General features: G+C 67.0%; 15 protein-coding genes. 13 read left to right on the top strand and 2 right to left on the bottom strand.

All coding sequences use genetic code 11. The features are described from left to right. The first annotated feature begins 66 nt into the window (after window positions 1-66). The 5 genes from ABZV77_RS07860 (at window position 67) to tuf (ending at window position 8836) form a co-directional block, all read left to right on the top strand. On the top strand, window positions 67-3981 hold the full coding sequence (locus ABZV77_RS07860; RefSeq protein WP_356251664.1) for a DNA-directed RNA polymerase subunit beta': 3915 nt from the start codon (window positions 67-69) through the stop codon (window positions 3979-3981). Between the two features lie 506 nt (window positions 3982-4487). Next, complete coding sequence (gene rpsL, locus ABZV77_RS07855; RefSeq protein ID WP_003948652.1) at window positions 4488-4859, top strand: 30S ribosomal protein S12; 372 nt, start codon at window positions 4488-4490, stop codon at window positions 4857-4859. Between the two features lie 2 nt (window positions 4860-4861). Further along, window positions 4862-5332, top strand: a complete 471-nt coding sequence (gene rpsG, locus ABZV77_RS07850) for a 30S ribosomal protein S7 (RefSeq protein WP_055553483.1) — start codon at window positions 4862-4864, stop codon at window positions 5330-5332. A gap of 39 nt (window positions 5333-5371) precedes the next feature. Next, a complete protein-coding gene (gene fusA / locus ABZV77_RS07845; RefSeq protein ID WP_356251661.1) occupies window positions 5372-7498 on the top strand; it encodes an elongation factor G in 2127 nt (708 codons plus the stop codon). 144 nt (window positions 7499-7642) lie between these two features. Continuing rightward, window positions 7643-8836, top strand: a complete 1194-nt coding sequence (gene tuf, locus ABZV77_RS07840; protein ID WP_356251658.1) for an elongation factor Tu — start codon at window positions 7643-7645, stop codon at window positions 8834-8836. A 131-nt stretch (window positions 8837-8967) separates the two neighbouring features. Here tuf and ABZV77_RS07835 read toward each other — a convergent pair whose 3' ends face one another. Together ABZV77_RS07835 and ABZV77_RS07830 are read right to left on the bottom strand one after the other, a co-directional pair. Further along, entirely contained in the window at window positions 8968-9444 is a 477-nt protein-coding gene (locus ABZV77_RS07835) for a hypothetical protein (RefSeq protein ID WP_356251653.1), read from the bottom strand. Between the two features lie 7 nt (window positions 9445-9451). Further along, complete coding sequence (locus tag ABZV77_RS07830; protein ID WP_356251650.1) at window positions 9452-11017, bottom strand: ADP-ribosylglycohydrolase family protein; 1566 nt, start codon at window positions 11015-11017, stop codon at window positions 9452-9454. A gap of 477 nt (window positions 11018-11494) precedes the next feature. On the opposite strand from ABZV77_RS07830, the gene rpsJ reads away from it, so the two are divergent. From rpsJ to rpsC, 8 genes are read left to right on the top strand one after another with little or no spacing between them, the layout of a single operon-like run. Beyond that, window positions 11495-11803 (top strand): 30S ribosomal protein S10, encoded by a 309-nt coding sequence (gene rpsJ / locus ABZV77_RS07825; RefSeq protein WP_003948644.1) that lies wholly within the window; start codon window positions 11495-11497, stop codon window positions 11801-11803. A 14-nt stretch (window positions 11804-11817) separates the two neighbouring features. Beyond that, window positions 11818-12462, top strand: a complete 645-nt coding sequence (gene rplC, locus ABZV77_RS07820; protein WP_055564825.1) for a 50S ribosomal protein L3 — start codon at window positions 11818-11820, stop codon at window positions 12460-12462. An 8-nt stretch (window positions 12463-12470) separates the two neighbouring features. Beyond that, a complete protein-coding gene (rplD, locus tag ABZV77_RS07815; RefSeq protein WP_356251647.1) occupies window positions 12471-13124 on the top strand; it encodes a 50S ribosomal protein L4 in 654 nt (217 codons plus the stop codon). After that, window positions 13124-13543: a 50S ribosomal protein L23 gene (gene rplW / locus ABZV77_RS07810; RefSeq protein ID WP_055564827.1), complete on the top strand. Its 420-nt coding sequence runs from the start codon at window positions 13124-13126 to the stop codon at window positions 13541-13543. The genes rplD and rplW overlap by 1 nt, the downstream gene beginning before the upstream one ends. Before the next feature lie 39 nt (window positions 13544-13582). Beyond that, window positions 13583-14419 (top strand): 50S ribosomal protein L2, encoded by an 837-nt coding sequence (gene rplB / locus ABZV77_RS07805; protein WP_062775138.1) that lies wholly within the window; start codon window positions 13583-13585, stop codon window positions 14417-14419. Between the two features lie 12 nt (window positions 14420-14431). Then, complete coding sequence (gene rpsS / locus ABZV77_RS07800; protein ID WP_356251643.1) at window positions 14432-14713, top strand: 30S ribosomal protein S19; 282 nt, start codon at window positions 14432-14434, stop codon at window positions 14711-14713. Between the two features lie 42 nt (window positions 14714-14755). After that, entirely contained in the window at window positions 14756-15103 is a 348-nt protein-coding gene (gene rplV / locus ABZV77_RS07795) for a 50S ribosomal protein L22 (protein ID WP_016645177.1), read from the top strand. Further along, window positions 15103-15945 (top strand): 30S ribosomal protein S3, encoded by an 843-nt coding sequence (gene rpsC, locus ABZV77_RS07790; RefSeq protein WP_055553498.1) that lies wholly within the window; start codon window positions 15103-15105, stop codon window positions 15943-15945. The genes rplV and rpsC overlap by 1 nt, the downstream gene beginning before the upstream one ends. Window positions 15946-15949: the final 4 nt, after the last annotated feature.

Below are 15949 nucleotides of genomic sequence, written 5' to 3'. Positions count from 1 at the left end.
CGGCTCTCCCCGGACCCGTTCAGACCATGATTGAGACTCGACCCCGAAAGAGGGATTGACGACAAAGTGCTCGACGTCAACTTCTTCGACGAGCTGCGGATCGGCCTTGCCACCGCGGACGACATCCGACAGTGGTCCCACGGCGAGGTCAAGAAGCCGGAGACCATCAACTACCGCACGCTCAAGCCCGAAAAGGACGGACTCTTCTGCGAGAAGATCTTCGGTCCGACCCGGGACTGGGAGTGCTACTGCGGCAAGTACAAGCGTGTCCGCTTCAAGGGCATCATCTGTGAGCGCTGTGGCGTAGAGGTCACTCGCGCCAAGGTGCGTCGTGAGCGGATGGGCCACATTGAGCTGGCCGCGCCCGTCACGCACATCTGGTACTTCAAGGGCGTCCCGTCGCGCCTCGGCTACCTCCTCGACCTCGCCCCGAAGGACCTCGAAAAGGTCATCTACTTCGCGGCGTACATGATCACGTTCGTGGACGAGGAGCGCCGCACCCGCGACCTGCCCTCCCTGGAGGCGCACGTCTCCGTGGAGCGCCAGCAGGTCGAGAACCGTCGCGACTCCGACCTCGAGGCCCGCGCCAAGAAGCTCGAGACCGACCTGGCCGAGCTCGAGGCCGAGGGCGCCAAGGCCGACGTGCGCCGCAAGGTGCGCGAAGGTGCCGAGCGTGAGATGAAGCAGCTGCGCGACCGTGCGCAGCGCGAGATCGACCGTCTCGACGAGGTGTGGAACCGCTTCAAGAACCTCAAGGTCCAGGACCTCGAGGGCGACGAGCTGCTCTACCGCGAGCTGCGTGACCGCTTCGGCACGTACTTCGACGGCTCGATGGGTGCCGCTGCACTGCAGAAGCGCCTCGAGTCGTTCGACCTCGACGAGGAGGCCGAGCGCCTCCGCGAGATCATCCGTACCGGCAAGGGCCAGAAGAAGACCCGTGCGCTCAAGCGCCTCAAGGTCGTCTCCGCGTTCCTGCAGACCAGCAACAGCCCCAAGGGCATGGTTCTGGACTGCGTGCCGGTCATCCCGCCGGACCTGCGTCCGATGGTGCAGCTGGACGGTGGCCGCTTCGCGACCTCCGACCTGAACGACCTGTACCGCCGCGTGATCAACCGCAACAACCGCCTGAAGCGCCTTCTCGACCTCGGTGCGCCCGAGATCATCGTGAACAACGAGAAGCGCATGCTCCAGGAGGCCGTGGACGCCCTCTTCGACAACGGTCGTCGTGGTCGCCCGGTGACCGGTCCCGGTAACCGCCCGCTGAAGTCCCTGAGCGACATGCTCAAGGGCAAGCAGGGCCGTTTCCGTCAGAACCTTCTCGGTAAGCGTGTGGACTACTCCGCGCGTTCCGTGATCGTCGTCGGTCCGCAGCTGAAGCTGCACCAGTGCGGTCTGCCGAAGGCCATGGCGCTGGAGCTCTTCAAGCCGTTCGTGATGAAGCGCCTGGTCGATCTCAACCACGCGCAGAACATCAAGTCGGCGAAGCGGATGGTCGAGCGCGGCCGCACGGTCGTGTACGACGTCCTGGAAGAGGTCATCGCGGAGCACCCGGTTCTCCTGAACCGTGCGCCCACGCTGCACCGCCTCGGCATCCAGGCCTTCGAGCCGCAGCTGGTCGAGGGCAAGGCCATTCAGATCCACCCGCTCGTCTGCACCGCGTTCAACGCGGACTTCGACGGTGACCAGATGGCCGTGCACCTGCCGCTCTCCGCGGAGGCGCAGGCCGAGGCCCGCATCCTGATGCTGTCCTCGAACAACATCCTCAAGCCGGCCGACGGCCGTCCGGTCACGATGCCGACCCAGGACATGGTCCTCGGTCTGTTCTTCCTGACCACCGACGGTGAGCTCCGTGACGTCAAGGGCGAGGGCCGTGCGTTCGGCTCCACGGCCGAGGCGATCATGGCGTTCGACGCCGGTGAGCTCGCGCTGCAGTCGTCCATCGACATCCGCTTCCCGGTGGGCACCATCCCGCCGCGCGGCTGGACCCCGCCGGTCTCCGAGGCCGGGGACGAGGGCCTCGAGGAGCGGCCGTACCAGCAGGGCGACAGCTTCCGGCTGCGTACGTCGCTGGGCCGCGCGCTCTTCAACGAGCTGCTGCCCGAGGACTACCCCTTCGTCGACTACTCGGTCGGCAAGAAGCAGCTCTCCGAGATCGTCAACGACCTCGCCGAGCGCTACCCCAAGGTCATCGTGGCGGCGACGCTCGACAACCTGAAGGCGGCGGGCTTCTACTGGGCGACCCGTTCCGGCGTCACCGTGGCCATCTCCGACGTCGTGGTCCCCGAGGCCAAGAAGGAGATCGTCGCGGGCTACGAGGCCCAGGACGAGAAGGTCCAGAAGCAGTACGAGCGCGGTCTGATCACCAAGGACGAGCGCACGCAGGAGCTCATCGCGATCTGGACCAAGGCGACCAACGAGGTTGCCGAGGCGATGAACGCGAACTTCCCGAAGACGAACCCCATCTTCATGATGGTTGACTCGGGTGCCCGAGGAAACATGATGCAGATGCGTCAGATCGCGGGTATGCGTGGTCTGGTGTCGAACGCGAAGAACGAGACCATCCCGCGTCCGATCAAGGCCTCGTTCCGTGAGGGCCTGACCGTTCTCGAGTACTTCATCTCCACGCACGGTGCCCGTAAGGGTCTGGCGGACACGGCTCTCCGTACCGCCGACTCCGGTTACCTCACCCGTCGTCTGGTCGACGTCTCGCAGGACGTCATCATTCGCGAGGAGGACTGTGGCACCGAGCGCGGTCTGAAGCTCAAGATCGCGGTCAAGGGCGAGGACGGTGTGCTCCGCAAGACGGAGAACGTCGAGACCTCGGTCTACGCCCGCATGCTGGCCGAGGACGTCGTCATCGACGGCAAGGTCATCGCGCCGGCCAACGTCGACCTCGGTGACGTCCTCATCGACGCCCTGGTCGCCAACGGCGTCGAGGAGGTCAAGACCCGCTCGGTCCTGACCTGTGAGTCCGCGGTCGGCACCTGTGCCTTCTGCTACGGCCGCTCGCTCGCCACCGGCAAGCTGGTCGACATCGGTGAGGCGGTCGGCATCATCGCCGCCCAGTCCATCGGTGAGCCCGGCACGCAGCTGACGATGCGTACCTTCCACACCGGTGGTGTGGCCGGTGACGACATCACCCAGGGTCTGCCCCGTGTCGTCGAGCTCTTCGAGGCTCGTACGCCCAAGGGTGTCGCCCCGATCTCGGAGGCGGCAGGCCGCATCCGTATCGAGGAGACCGAGAAGACCAAGAAGATCGTCGTCACGCCGGACGACGGCAGCGACGAGACTCCCTTCCCGATCTCGAAGCGTGCCAAGGTCCTCGTGCGTGAGGGTGACCACGTCGAGGTGGGCCAGAAGCTCACCTTCGGTGCCACCAACCCGCACGACGTGCTGCGGATCCTCGGTCAGCGCGCGGTCCAGGTCCACCTGGTCGGCGAAGTCCAGAAGGTCTACAACAGCCAGGGCGTGTCGATCCACGACAAGCACATCGAGATCATCATCCGGCAGATGCTGCGCCGCGTGACGATCATCGAGTCCGGCGACGCGGAGCTGCTGCCGGGCGAGCTCGTCGAGCGCTCGAAGTTCGAGACCGAGAACCGTCGTGTGGTCACCGAGGGCGGTCACCCCGCCTCCGGCCGTCCGCAGCTGATGGGTATCACCAAGGCCTCGCTGGCGACGGAATCCTGGCTGTCGGCCGCCTCCTTCCAGGAGACGACCCGAGTCCTGACGGATGCGGCGATCAACGCCAAGTCCGACAGCCTCATCGGCCTCAAGGAGAACGTCATCATCGGTAAGCTCATCCCGGCCGGTACGGGTCTCTCCCGCTACCGCAACATCCGGGTCGAGCCGACCGAAGAGGCCAAGGCCGCGATGTACTCGGCCGTCGGCTACGACGACATCGACTACTCCCCGTTCGGCACGGGCTCCGGCCAGGCCGTTCCGCTGGAGGACTACGACTACGGGCCGTACAACCAGTAAGGCCTGAGTTCGGTTTGTTGAAGGGCGCTCATCCCGTACGCGGGATGAGCGCCCTTCGGCGTTTCCACCGCGGTGACGCAGCTGACGTACAAACCCCCGCCCTGGGCGATGTCAGGGCTCCGGTGGCGGGACAGGACGGGCGCAGAGCCGTCCTGGCGGCCACCAGGGCGGCGGACACGCCGTCGGTGGCACGGTTTGGCCCGGAGGGCGGCGTTGTGCGGACCGAGGGGCGTTCGCGGACGAATCGAAAAGCCCGGCGTGTCGCCCCCCATCGCATTTGTTTTGACCGAACCCGATGAGGTAGGTACGCTCAGACCTTGTGCCTGGGGTGTGCCTGGGCTCGCGCGCGTGTCCTCAACCGCAGCGGGAGTCCTAGAACGGCCACCGTAATCTGCGCCCCTTTCCGCCTTGCGGCGGGAGTCTGCAGCATTCGACACACCCGACCGCGTGGGTCGGCGACGTTCCAGGTTAGCTTTACTATTCGGCACACAGAAACCGGAGAAGTAGTGCCTACGATCCAGCAGCTGGTCCGGAAGGGCCGGCAGGACAAGGTCGAGAAGAACAAGACGCCCGCACTCGAGGGTTCGCCCCAGCGCCGCGGCGTCTGCACGCGTGTGTTCACGACCACCCCGAAGAAGCCGAACTCGGCACTCCGTAAGGTCGCGCGTGTGCGTCTGACCTCCGGGATCGAGGTCACGGCCTACATTCCGGGTGAGGGACACAACCTGCAGGAGCACTCCATCGTGCTCGTGCGTGGTGGCCGTGTGAAGGACCTGCCGGGTGTTCGCTACAAGATCATCCGCGGCTCCCTTGACACCCAGGGCGTCAAGAACCGCAAGCAGGCCCGAAGCCGCTACGGCGCCAAGAAGGAGAAGTAAGAATGCCTCGTAAGGGCCCCGCCCCGAAGCGCCCGGTCATCATCGACCCGGTCTACGGTTCTCCTCTGGTGACCTCCCTCATCAACAAGGTGCTGCTGAACGGCAAGCGCTCCACCGCCGAGCGCATCGTGTACGGCGCCATGGAGGGCCTGAAGGAGAAGACCGGCAACGACCCGGTCATCACCCTCAAGCGCGCGCTCGAGAACATCAAGCCGACCCTCGAGGTCAAGTCCCGCCGTGTCGGTGGCGCGACCTACCAGGTCCCGATCGAGGTCAAGCCGGGCCGTGCGAACACGCTCGCCCTGCGCTGGCTGGTCGGTTACTCCCGCGCCCGTCGCGAGAAGACCATGACCGAGCGTCTGCTCAACGAGCTCCTCGACGCCTCCAACGGCCTCGGTGCCGCTGTGAAGAAGCGCGAGGACACCCACAAGATGGCCGAGTCCAACAAGGCCTTCGCGCACTACCGCTGGTAGTCGCTACCCCCATCGAGACCGAGAGAAGACTGAGCCGACATGGCTACCACTTCACTTGACCTGGCCAAGGTGCGCAACATCGGCATCATGGCCCACATCGACGCGGGCAAGACGACGACCACCGAGCGGATCCTGTTCTACACCGGTGTGTCGTACAAGATCGGCGAGGTCCACGACGGCGCCGCCACGATGGACTGGATGGAGCAGGAGCAGGAGCGTGGCATCACGATCACCTCTGCTGCCACCACCTGTCACTGGCCGCTGAACGACGTCGACCACACCATCAACATCATCGACACCCCGGGCCACGTCGACTTCACCGTCGAGGTGGAGCGTTCGCTCCGCGTGCTCGACGGTGCGGTGACGGTGTTCGACGGCGTCGCCGGTGTTGAGCCCCAGTCCGAGACCGTGTGGCGTCAGGCGGACCGCTACGGCGTCCCGCGCATCTGCTTCGTCAACAAGCTCGACCGCACCGGTGCCGAGTTCCACCGCTGCGTCGACATGATCGTCGACCGCCTCGGTGCGACCCCGATCGTCATGCAGCTGCCCATCGGTGCAGAGGCTGACTTCAAGGGCGTCGTCGACCTCGTCACGATGAAGGCCTTCGTCTGGTCCGCAGAGACCAAGATGGGCGAGGCCTACGACATCGTCGACATCCCCGACACGCACACCGAGGCTGCCGACGAGTACCGCGGCAAGCTCCTCGAGGCTGTCGCCGAGAACGACGAGCAGATGATGGAGCTGTACCTCGAGGGCCAGGAGCCCACCGAGGAGCAGCTGTACGCGGCGATCCGTCGCATCACCATCGCCTCCGGCAAGGGCGGCGACACCACCGTCACCCCCGTGTTCTGTGGCACCGCGTTCAAGAACAAGGGCGTCCAGCCCCTGCTCGACGCGGTCGTGCGTTACCTGCCGTCCCCCCTGGACGTCGAGGCCATCGAGGGCCACGACGTCAAGGACCCGGAGACGGTCGTCTCGCGCAAGCCGTCCGACGACGAGCCGCTGTCGGCCCTCGCGTTCAAGATCGCGAGCGACCCGCACCTCGGCAAGCTCACCTTCGTCCGGATCTACTCCGGTCGCCTGGAGGCCGGCACCGCGGTGCTGAACTCCGTCAAGGGCAAGAAGGAGCGCATCGGCAAGATCTACCGCATGCACGCGAACAAGCGTGAGGAGATCGCGTCGGTGGGCGCCGGTGACATCGTCGCCGTCATGGGCCTGAAGCAGACCACCACTGGTGAGACGCTCTGTGACGACAAGAAGCCGGTCATCCTGGAGTCCATGGACTTCCCGGCGCCGGTGATCCAGGTCGCCATCGAGCCGAAGTCCAAGGGTGACCAGGAGAAGCTGGGTGTCGCCATCCAGCGCCTCTCGGAGGAGGACCCCTCCTTCCAGGTCCACTCGGACGAGGAGACCGGCCAGACCATCATCGGTGGTATGGGCGAGCTTCACCTCGAGGTGCTCGTCGACCGCATGAAGCGCGAGTTCCGCGTCGAGGCGAACGTCGGCAAGCCGCAGGTCGCGTACCGCGAGACGATCCGCAAGACCGTCGAGCGCGTGGACTACACCCACAAGAAGCAGACCGGTGGTACCGGTCAGTTCGCCAAGGTGCAGATCGCGATCGAGCCCATCACGGACGGCGACGCGTCGTACGAGTTCGTGAACAAGGTCACCGGTGGCCGCATCCCGCGGGAGTACATCCCGTCGGTGGACGCCGGTGCGCAGGAGGCCATGCAGTTCGGCATCCTCGCGGGCTACGAGATGACTGGTGTTCGCATCACGCTTCTCGACGGCGCCTACCACGAGGTCGACTCCTCCGAGCTGGCCTTCAAGATCGCCGGTTCGCAGGCCTTCAAGGAGGCCGCGCGCAAGGCGTCCCCCGTGCTGCTCGAGCCGATGATGGCCGTCGAGGTCACCACGCCCGAGGACTACATGGGCGATGTCATCGGTGACATCAACTCCCGCCGTGGCCAGATCCAGGCCATGGAGGAGCGCAGCGGCGCTCGCGTCGTGAAGGGCCTCGTGCCCCTCTCGGAGATGTTCGGCTACGTCGGAGACCTCCGCAGCAAGACGTCGGGTCGCGCAAGCTACTCAATGCAGTTCGACTCCTACGCCGAGGTTCCGCGGAACGTCGCCGAGGAGATCATCGCGAAGGCCAAGGGCGAGTAACTCACCCGAGTTCACGCTTTAGGCTTGACACCATCCGCCGGGGTTCTTCCCCGCAGGGCAGGAACCCCGGCGGCTGGCTTCCCAGCAAAGATCACCTGGCGCCGATGAAGCAAGGCGTACAGAACCACTCCGCAGGAGGATTCAGTGGCGAAGGCAAAGTTCGAGCGGACTAAGCCGCACGTCAACATCGGCACCATCGGTCACATTGACCACGGTAAGACGACCCTCACGGCCGCCATTACCAAGGTGCTGCACGACGCGTACCCCGACCTGAACGAGGCCTCGGCCTTCGACCAGATCGACAAGGCTCCCGAGGAGCGCCAGCGCGGTATCACGATCTCGATCGCGCACGTCGAGTACCAGACCGAGGCGCGTCACTACGCCCACGTCGACTGCCCCGGTCACGCGGACTACATCAAGAACATGATCACGGGTGCCGCGCAGATGGACGGCGCGATCCTCGTGGTTGCCGCCACCGACGGCCCGATGCCGCAGACCAAGGAGCACGTGCTCCTGGCCCGCCAGGTCGGCGTTCCGTACATCGTTGTCGCCCTGAACAAGGCCGACATGGTGGACGACGAGGAGATCCTGGAGCTCGTCGAGCTCGAGGTCCGTGAGCTCCTCTCCGAGTACGAGTTCCCGGGCGACGACCTGCCGGTCGTCAAGGTCTCCGCTCTGAAGGCCCTTGAGGGCGACAAGGAGTGGGGCAACACCGTCCTCGAGCTCATGAAGGCCGTGGACGAGAACATCCCGCAGCCCGAGCGCGACGTCGACAAGCCGTTCCTGATGCCGATCGAGGACGTCTTCACGATCACCGGTCGTGGCACCGTCGTCACCGGTCGTATCGAGCGCGGCATCCTCAAGGTCAACGAGACCGTTGACATCGTGGGCATCAAGCAGGACAAGACCACCACCACGGTCACCGGCATCGAGATGTTCCGCAAGCTGCTCGACGAGGGCCAGGCCGGTGAGAACGTCGGTCTGCTCCTCCGTGGCATCAAGCGCGAGGACGTCGAGCGCGGCCAGGTCATCATCAAGCCCGGTTCGGTCACGCCGCACACCGAGTTCGAGGCCCAGGCGTACATCCTGTCGAAGGACGAGGGTGGCCGTCACACCCCGTTCTTCAACAACTACCGCCCGCAGTTCTACTTCCGCACCACCGACGTGACCGGCGTCGTGACCCTCCCCGAGGGCACCGAGATGGTCATGCCGGGCGACAACACTGAGATGACCGTTGAGCTCATCCAGCCCGTCGCGATGGAAGAGGGCCTGAAGTTCGCCATCCGTGAGGGTGGCCGGACCGTCGGCGCCGGCCAGGTCACCAAGATCAACAAGTAAGCATTCGCTTGCGCGTTGATCGGGGTAACCCGGTTGCTCTGAACTGAGCGCTCAGTAGTACCTCGCAGTATCGGAAGGGCCCGTACGACTTCGGTCGTACGGGCCCTTTTGCTTGCCCGAGAGGCCCGCTGCTAGGGGCAGGCCCCTCCGTCCGCCACTTCGTGGATCCTCGTGACGCGAGCGTCCGGCAGCTGTGGCACGGGGGACTCCACGGCGTCGACGCGATGGGTGGGGGTCTCGTCGTCGGGTTCGTAGAGGCGCGCCCTGGTGCAGCGGCCGTCGGGGACCGCCGCCCAGTAGGCGCTCGGCCGGACCCCCTCGGCGGGGAACAGGACCGCCGCCCCGGTCGCCGCGGCGACCTGTCGTGCCAGCGCCGACTCCGCGGGCGGCGCGGCGACGGACTCCCGCGCATGGATCTCGTAGGACCACGCCAGGTGCCCGCGCAGCCCGGTGTACTCGCACGACACGGGGGCGTCCCAGTTCCGTGCGTCGGGGTCGCCCAGGGCGTCGGCGACATCCACGTCCTGGACGTCGACGCCGAAGGCCGATGCAAGCACGGCGGCGATCCTGCCGGGAGCCGCCGCGTCGGTGGCCAACAGGTTGTACATCACGGGCTCAGGACCGGTTCCAGGAGTGGCCCAAGGCCCTCAGCCGCTCCCCGTACTCCACCGCATCCACCCACTCCGGCGGCCACCCCGAAGGCCCGCGGCGCGCTCCGGCGAGCGCCCCGGTCAGCGCCGCCGTCGCCGCGGAGGCGCCCGACGTGTGGGCCGCGCGGCGGATGGCGTTGCGGGGGTGGTTGTCCGTGGTGAGGAAGGCGTACAGGGCACCGGCGAGGACCGCGTCGGCCGTCCAGGCCGCGCCCACCGCCCGGCCGGGCTCGTGGTGCGGGGTGCCCGCCCGCACCGCGGTCTCCACGGCCGACAGCGCCACCAGGCACTCGTCCCAGCCCGCCGCGATGAACTCCGCGGGGTTACGGGCCCCGGCCCGCGCCGCCAGGTCGCCGAGCCAGTCCCTGCGGTACGCGGAGCGGGACGTCTCCGCGTGGGCGCGCAGGAGGGGCAGCAGGTCGGCGGTCGCGCAGCGGTGGGCGAGGAGGTCGACCGCGTGGGCCACCAGATCGCTCGCGGCCAGTGCGGTGGGGTGGCCGTGGGTGAGGGCCGCCTGGAGCTGGGCGATGCCCGAGCGCTGGTCGGGGGTCAGGTGGGGGGCCAGGCCCACGGCCGTCGCCCGGACCACCGCGGCGCAGCCCTTGGAGCCGATGGCGGACGCCTGCTGCCAGGGGGCGGGGGTCGTCAGGGCGGTGCAGGCGTCGAGTGTCGTACGGCCGGGGGAGCGGTCGTTGTCGGGGGAGCGGAGCCAGTTGACCAAGTGCGTTCGCAGGGCAGTGGCGACCGCCGCAGGGGTCAGCCAGGGCGGGGCCGGGAGGGCGCCCCGCAGCGTGAGGGCCCGGCGGGCCTCCGCCTCCGGCGCGGCGGCCCGCACCGCCACCTCCGCCAAGGCCTCGGCGACGGCCAGGGTGAGCTGTGTCTGGTCGGACACGCGGACCGTGCCGTCCGTGCCGTCCGTGCCGTCCGTGCTGCCTTCGGAGAGCGGCAGCTCCATCGACTCCCAGGTGCCGTAGAGCGCCGTGATGCGGTCCATGGGCAGGAGCGAGAGGGGGCGGCCCATCGCGTCGCCGATGGCGAGGCCGTGCAGGGCGGCGCCGGGCGACCGCCACACGGGCCGTCGGAAGGGCCGGTCCGCCAGGTCGTACAGGGAGGCCAGGTCCGGGGCCGTCGTGAGCGAGCCGGGCACCACGGCAGGGACGTCCCGCACCAGCTCGTGCAGGACCGCCGTGGGGGCGAGGCCCCGCTCCTTGCCGTCGCGCAGCCGCCGCATCCACCGGCCGTCGTTGACCGCCTTGTTCCCGGCGTCCCTGCGGACGATCCACCCGGCCGCGTCGTCTGCGTCGTCTGCGTCGCTCGCCCAGACGTAGGTGGTGACGGTGCCGTGCTCGTCCGCTGCCGCGAGGTACCGGACGGGGCGTGCGCTCTCGTCCGCGTACTCGGCAGGGCCGCTCACGTACGAGAACGCCAGGTCGTCCTCGAAGCGGGGGTTGATGTGCTTCCGCGGGACGAAGCGCGGCGCGGAGCGGGGGTCGGAACCGGCGCCGGGGCCGGGGGCAGATGCAGCACTCACCCCGCCCACCCTGCACGAACGGAAGCCCGGCGCGCCGACCGCACCCCGGGTTTGATCTCCGTCACGCAGCGGGTACTCTCTTCGGCTCGATTGGCCCCAGACATGCCCCGTATGGCAGACTGTCCTGGTTGCTCGGTTGAGTGCCGATGCTGCGCGCCTCCCGCCGGGAGGACCGAAAGCGAGTCCCACAGTACTCGTCGCCCCATCTGTCGAAGGGTCCGCAAGGATCTGCAGGCAGCGCTGAGGCGGACGTACGGGAATCTTTCGGGAAGTGCAGTGCGGTCGCTCGGCCAGGCGCCCGGTGGGTTTCTTCCCCCGGACCCGCGGTCATTCAGGGCCGCAGCCCCTAGCAGGGAACTCCTTCGGGAGAACTGTGTGAGCGGGACTGCGACACGCCCGACCGCGTGGGTCGGAGGAAGTAGAAAAAAGGACCTTCCGGGGGTCAGAGCGTTCGAGACAAAGGACTACTAAGTAGCCATGGCGGGACAGAAGATCCGCATCCGGCTCAAGGCCTACGACCACGAGGTCATCGATTCCTCGGCGAAGAAGATCGTCGAGACGGTGACTCGCACTGGTGCGTCGGTCGCGGGCCCGGTGCCGCTGCCCACTGAGAAGAACGTGTACTGCGTCATCAAGTCGCCGCACAAGTACAAGGACTCGCGCGAGCACTTCGAGATGCGCACGCACAAGCGCCTGATCGACATCCTCGACCCGACGCCCAAGACCGTTGACTCGCTGATGCGCCTGGACCTTCCGGCCGGCGTTGACATCGAGATCAAGCTCTGAAGGGCGCGGAGAAGATGACCAAGCAGATCAAGGGCATCCTGGGCGAGAAGCTCGGCATGACCCAGGTCTGGGACGAGAACAACCGTGTCGTCCCGGTGACCGTGGTCAAGGCCGGACCCTGCGTCGTTACCCAGGTCCGTACGAATGACAGCGACGGCTACGAGTCGGTCCAGATCGCCTTCGGCGAGATCGACCCGCGCAAGGTGAACAAGCCCCTCAAGGGCCACTTCGCCAAGGCCGACGTGACCCCCCGTCGCCACCTCGTCGAGATCCGTACCGCTGGTGCCAGCGAGTACACCCTCGGCCAGGAGCTGACTGCCGAGACGTTCGAGGCCGGTATCAAGGTCGACGTCACCGGCAAGAGCAAGGGCAAGGGCTTCGCCGGTGTGATGAAGCGTCACAACTTCGCCGGTGGCAAGGCCTCCCACGGTGCCCACCGCGTGCACCGCAAGCCCGGTTCCATCGGTGGCTGCGCCACGCCTGGCCGTGTGTTCAAGGGCCAGCGCATGGCCGGTCGCATGGGCAGCGAGCGGGTCACCACCCAGAACCTGACCGTCCACGCCGTTGACGCGGAGAAGGGTCTGCTGCTCATCAAGGGCGCGGTTCCTGGTCCGAACGGCGGCCTCGTCCTGGTCCGTACTGCGGCCAAGGGGGCCTGAGGTAACCCATGAGCACCATTGACATCCTTTCGCCGGCAGGCGACAAGACCGGGACGGTCGAGCTCCCCGCGGAGATCTTCGACGTCGAGAAGATCAGCATTCCGCTGATCCACCAGGTCGTCGTCGCGCAGCTGGCCGCTGCCCGTCAGGGCACGCACAAGACCAAGCGTCGCGGCGAAGTCCGCGGTGGCGGCAAGAAGCCTTACCGCCAGAAGGGCACCGGCCGCGCGCGCCAGGGTTCGACCCGTGCGCCGCAGTTCGCCGGCGGTGGCGTCGTCCACGGCCCGCAGCCGCGTGACTACTCGCAGCGGACCCCGAAGAAGATGAAGGCCGCGGCCCTGCGCCACGCCCTCACCGACCGGGCCCGCAACGCTCGCATCCACGTTGTCACCAACGTGGTCGAGGGCGACATCTCCACGAAGGCCGCGAAGACGCTGCTCGGCAAGGTCAGCGAGCGCAAGAACGTGCTCCTGGTCATCGACCGTGCGGACGAGACTTCGCTGCTCTCCGCCCGCAACCTGCCCCAGGTGCACATCCTGGAGCCGGGCCAGCTGAACACGTACGACGTGCTCGTCTCGGACGACGTGGTCTTCACCAAGGCCGCCTTCGAGTCCTTCGTGTCTGGCCCCAAGGCCGATGAGACCGAAGGGAGCGAAGCCTGATGGCTATTCGTCACCAGAGCATCGCGTCCAAGGCTGCGAAGGCCGCCAAGGCCGCGCGTGTCGCCAAGGCGAAGCGCATCGCGACCGAGGGCAAGATCGCCGTTGAGCCCACCCCGCTGAGCAAGTCCTTCTCGGACCCGCGCGACGTCCTCGTCAAGCCGGTCGTCTCCGAGAAGTCGTACGCGCTGCTCGACGAGGGCAAGTACACGTTCATCGTGGCCCCGGGCGCCAACAAGACCCAGATCAAGCAGGCCGTCGAGGCGGTCTTCTCGGTCAAGGTCACCGGCGTCAACACGATCAACCGTCAGGGCAAGCGGAAGCGTACGCGCACCGGGTTCGGCAAGCGTGCCGACACCAAGCGCGCCATCGTGACCCTTGCTGAGGGCGACCGTATCGACATCTTCGGCCAGGCCTCCTAACGGAGCGCCCTGGTCCGAATATCGGACGAGGACTGAGAAATGGGAATCCGCAAGTACAAGCCGACTACGCCGGGCCGTCGTGGCTCCAGCGTCGCCGACTTCGTCGAGGTAACGCGGTCCACGCCGGAGAAGTCGCTGGTTCGCCCGCTGCACAGCAAGGGCGGCCGTAACAACGCCGGTCGGATCACCGTTCGTCACCAGGGTGGCGGACACAAGCGCGCCTACCGCGTGATCGACTTCCGTCGTCACGACAAGGACGGCGTGCCGGCCAAGGTCGCGCACATCGAGTACGACCCCAACCGCACCGCGCGCATCGCGCTGCTGCACTACGCGGACGGCGAGAAGCGCTACATCCTCGCCCCGCGCGGCACGCAGCAGGGTGACCGGATTGAGAGCGGCCCTGGCGCCGACATCAAGCCCGGCAACAACATGGCGCTGCGCAACATCCCGGTGGGTACGACCATCCACGCCATCGAGCTGCGGCCCGGCGGCGGCGCGAAGTTCGCCCGCTCCGCGGGTGCCTCCGTGCAGCTGCTCGCGAAGGAAGGCGCCATGGCGCACCTTCGCATGCCGTCCGGTGAGATCCGTCTGGTCGACGTCCGCTGCCGCGCCACCATCGGCGAGGTCGGCAACGCCGAGCAGTCGAACATCAACTGGGGCAAGGCCGGCCGCATGCGCTGGAAGGGCGTCCGCCCGACCGTGCGTGGTGTCGTGATGAACCCGGTCGACCACCCGCACGGTGGTGGTGAAGGCAAGACTTCCGGTGGTCGTCACCCGGTCTCGCCGTGGGGTCAGAAGGAGGGTCGTACTCGTGATCGCAACAAGGCGAGCAACAAGTACATCGTCCGTCGCCGCAAGTCGAACAAGAAGCGCTAGGAGCGGGTTTAGATGCCGCGCAGTCTCAAGAAGGGGCCCTTCGTCGACGACCACCTCGTAAAGAAGGTGGACGTCCAGAACGAAGCCGGTTCCAAGAACGTCATCAAGACCTGGTCCCGACGCTCGATGATCATTCCCAGCATGCTGGGTCACACGATCGCGGTGCACAACGGCAAGACCCACATCCCGGTGTTCGTCACCGAGTCGATGGTCGGCCACAAGCTCGGCGAGTTCTCGCCGACTCGCACCTTCCGCGGCCACGTCAAGGACGACCGGAAGTCGAAGCGCCGCTAGCGCGGGGTGGAAACGACTATGACTAACACCGAAGGGACAACCATGGAAGCCAGGGCCCAGGCGCGGTACATCCGCGTCACGCCCATGAAGGCCCGCCGCGTGGTGGACCTCATCCGTGGCATGGATGCCACGGAGGCTCAGGCGGTCCTGCGTTTCGCCCCGCAGGCCGCGAGCGTGCCGGTCGGCAAGGTGCTTGACAGCGCCATTGCCAACGCCGCGCACAACTACGACCACTCTGACGCCTCTTCGCTGGTCATCAGCGAGGCGTACGTGGATGAGGGCCCGACCCTGAAGCGGTTCCGTCCGCGTGCTCAGGGCCGTGCCTACCGGATCCGTAAGCGGACCAGCCACATCACCGTGGTCGTCAGCAGCAAGGAAGGAACCCGGTAATGGGCCAGAAGGTAAACCCGCACGGGTTCCGGCTCGGTGTCACGACCGACTTCAAGTCGCGTTGGTACGCCGACAAGCTGTACAAGGACTACGTCAAGGAAGACGTCGCCATCCGTCGGATGATGACGTCCGGCATGGAGCGCGCCGGCATCTCGAAGGTTGAGATCGAGCGCACCCGTGACCGCGTGCGTGTGGACATCCACACCGCTCGTCCCGGCATCGTCATCGGCCGTCGTGGCGCCGAGGCCGACCGCATCCGCGGTGACCTCGAGAAGCTCACGGGCAAGCAGGTCCAGCTGAACATCCTCGAGGTCAAGAACCCCGAGGTCGACGCTCAGCTCGTGGCCCAGGCCGTTGCGGAGCAGCTGTCCTCCCGCGTCTCCTTCCGTCGCGCCATGCGTAAGAGCATGCAGTCGTCGATGAAGGCCGGCGCCAAGGGCATCAAGATCCAGTGTGGTGGCCGCCTCGGTGGCGCCGAGATGTCGCGCTCGGAGTTCTACCGCGAGGGCCGTGTGCCCCTGCACACGCTCCGCGCGAACGTCGACTACGGCTTCTTCGAGGCCAAGACGACCTTCGGCCGCATCGGCGTGAAGGTCTGGATCTACAAGGGCGACGTCAAGAACATCGCCGAGGTCCGCGCCGAGAACGCTGCTGCCCGTGCGGGTAACCGCCCGGCCCGTGGCGGCGGCAACGACCGTCCGGCCCGTGGTGGCCGTGGTGGCGAGCGTGGCGGCCGCGGCCGCAAGCCGCAGCAGCAGTCCGCGCCGGCTGCCGAGGCCCCCAAGGCCGACGCTCCCGCCGCTGCCGCTCCGGCTGCTGAGAGCACCGGAACGGAGGCCTGACCGA

The sequence above is a fragment of the Streptomyces sp. NPDC004732 genome, from assembly GCF_040609235.1.
Lineage (GTDB): Bacteria > Actinomycetota > Actinomycetes > Streptomycetales > Streptomycetaceae > Streptomyces.
This window is presented reverse-complemented; position numbering and strand designations above follow the sequence as displayed.

Excerpts from the sequence above, each read along its gene's own strand:
- fusA (WP_356251661.1), top strand. The coding sequence starts at position 5,372 with ATGGCTACCACTTCACTTGACCTGGCCAAGGTGCGCAACATCGGCATC.
- rplW (WP_055564827.1), top strand. The coding sequence starts at position 13,124 with ATGGCTATTCGTCACCAGAGCATCGCGTCCAAGGCTGCGAAGGCCGCC.
- rplB (WP_062775138.1), top strand. The coding sequence starts at position 13,583 with ATGGGAATCCGCAAGTACAAGCCGACTACGCCGGGCCGTCGTGGCTCC.
- rpsS (WP_356251643.1), top strand. The coding sequence starts at position 14,432 with ATGCCGCGCAGTCTCAAGAAGGGGCCCTTCGTCGACGACCACCTCGTA.
- rpsG (WP_055553483.1), top strand. The coding sequence starts at position 4,862 with ATGCCTCGTAAGGGCCCCGCCCCGAAGCGCCCGGTCATCATCGACCCG.
- rpsJ (WP_003948644.1), top strand. The coding sequence starts at position 11,495 with ATGGCGGGACAGAAGATCCGCATCCGGCTCAAGGCCTACGACCACGAG.
- rpsC (WP_055553498.1), top strand. The coding sequence starts at position 15,103 with ATGGGCCAGAAGGTAAACCCGCACGGGTTCCGGCTCGGTGTCACGACC.
- rplD (WP_356251647.1), top strand. The coding sequence starts at position 12,471 with ATGAGCACCATTGACATCCTTTCGCCGGCAGGCGACAAGACCGGGACG.
- rplV (WP_016645177.1), top strand. The coding sequence starts at position 14,756 with ATGGAAGCCAGGGCCCAGGCGCGGTACATCCGCGTCACGCCCATGAAG.
- rplC (WP_055564825.1), top strand. The coding sequence starts at position 11,818 with ATGACCAAGCAGATCAAGGGCATCCTGGGCGAGAAGCTCGGCATGACC.
- ABZV77_RS07835 (WP_356251653.1), bottom strand. The coding sequence starts at position 9,444 with ATGTACAACCTGTTGGCCACCGACGCGGCGGCTCCCGGCAGGATCGCC.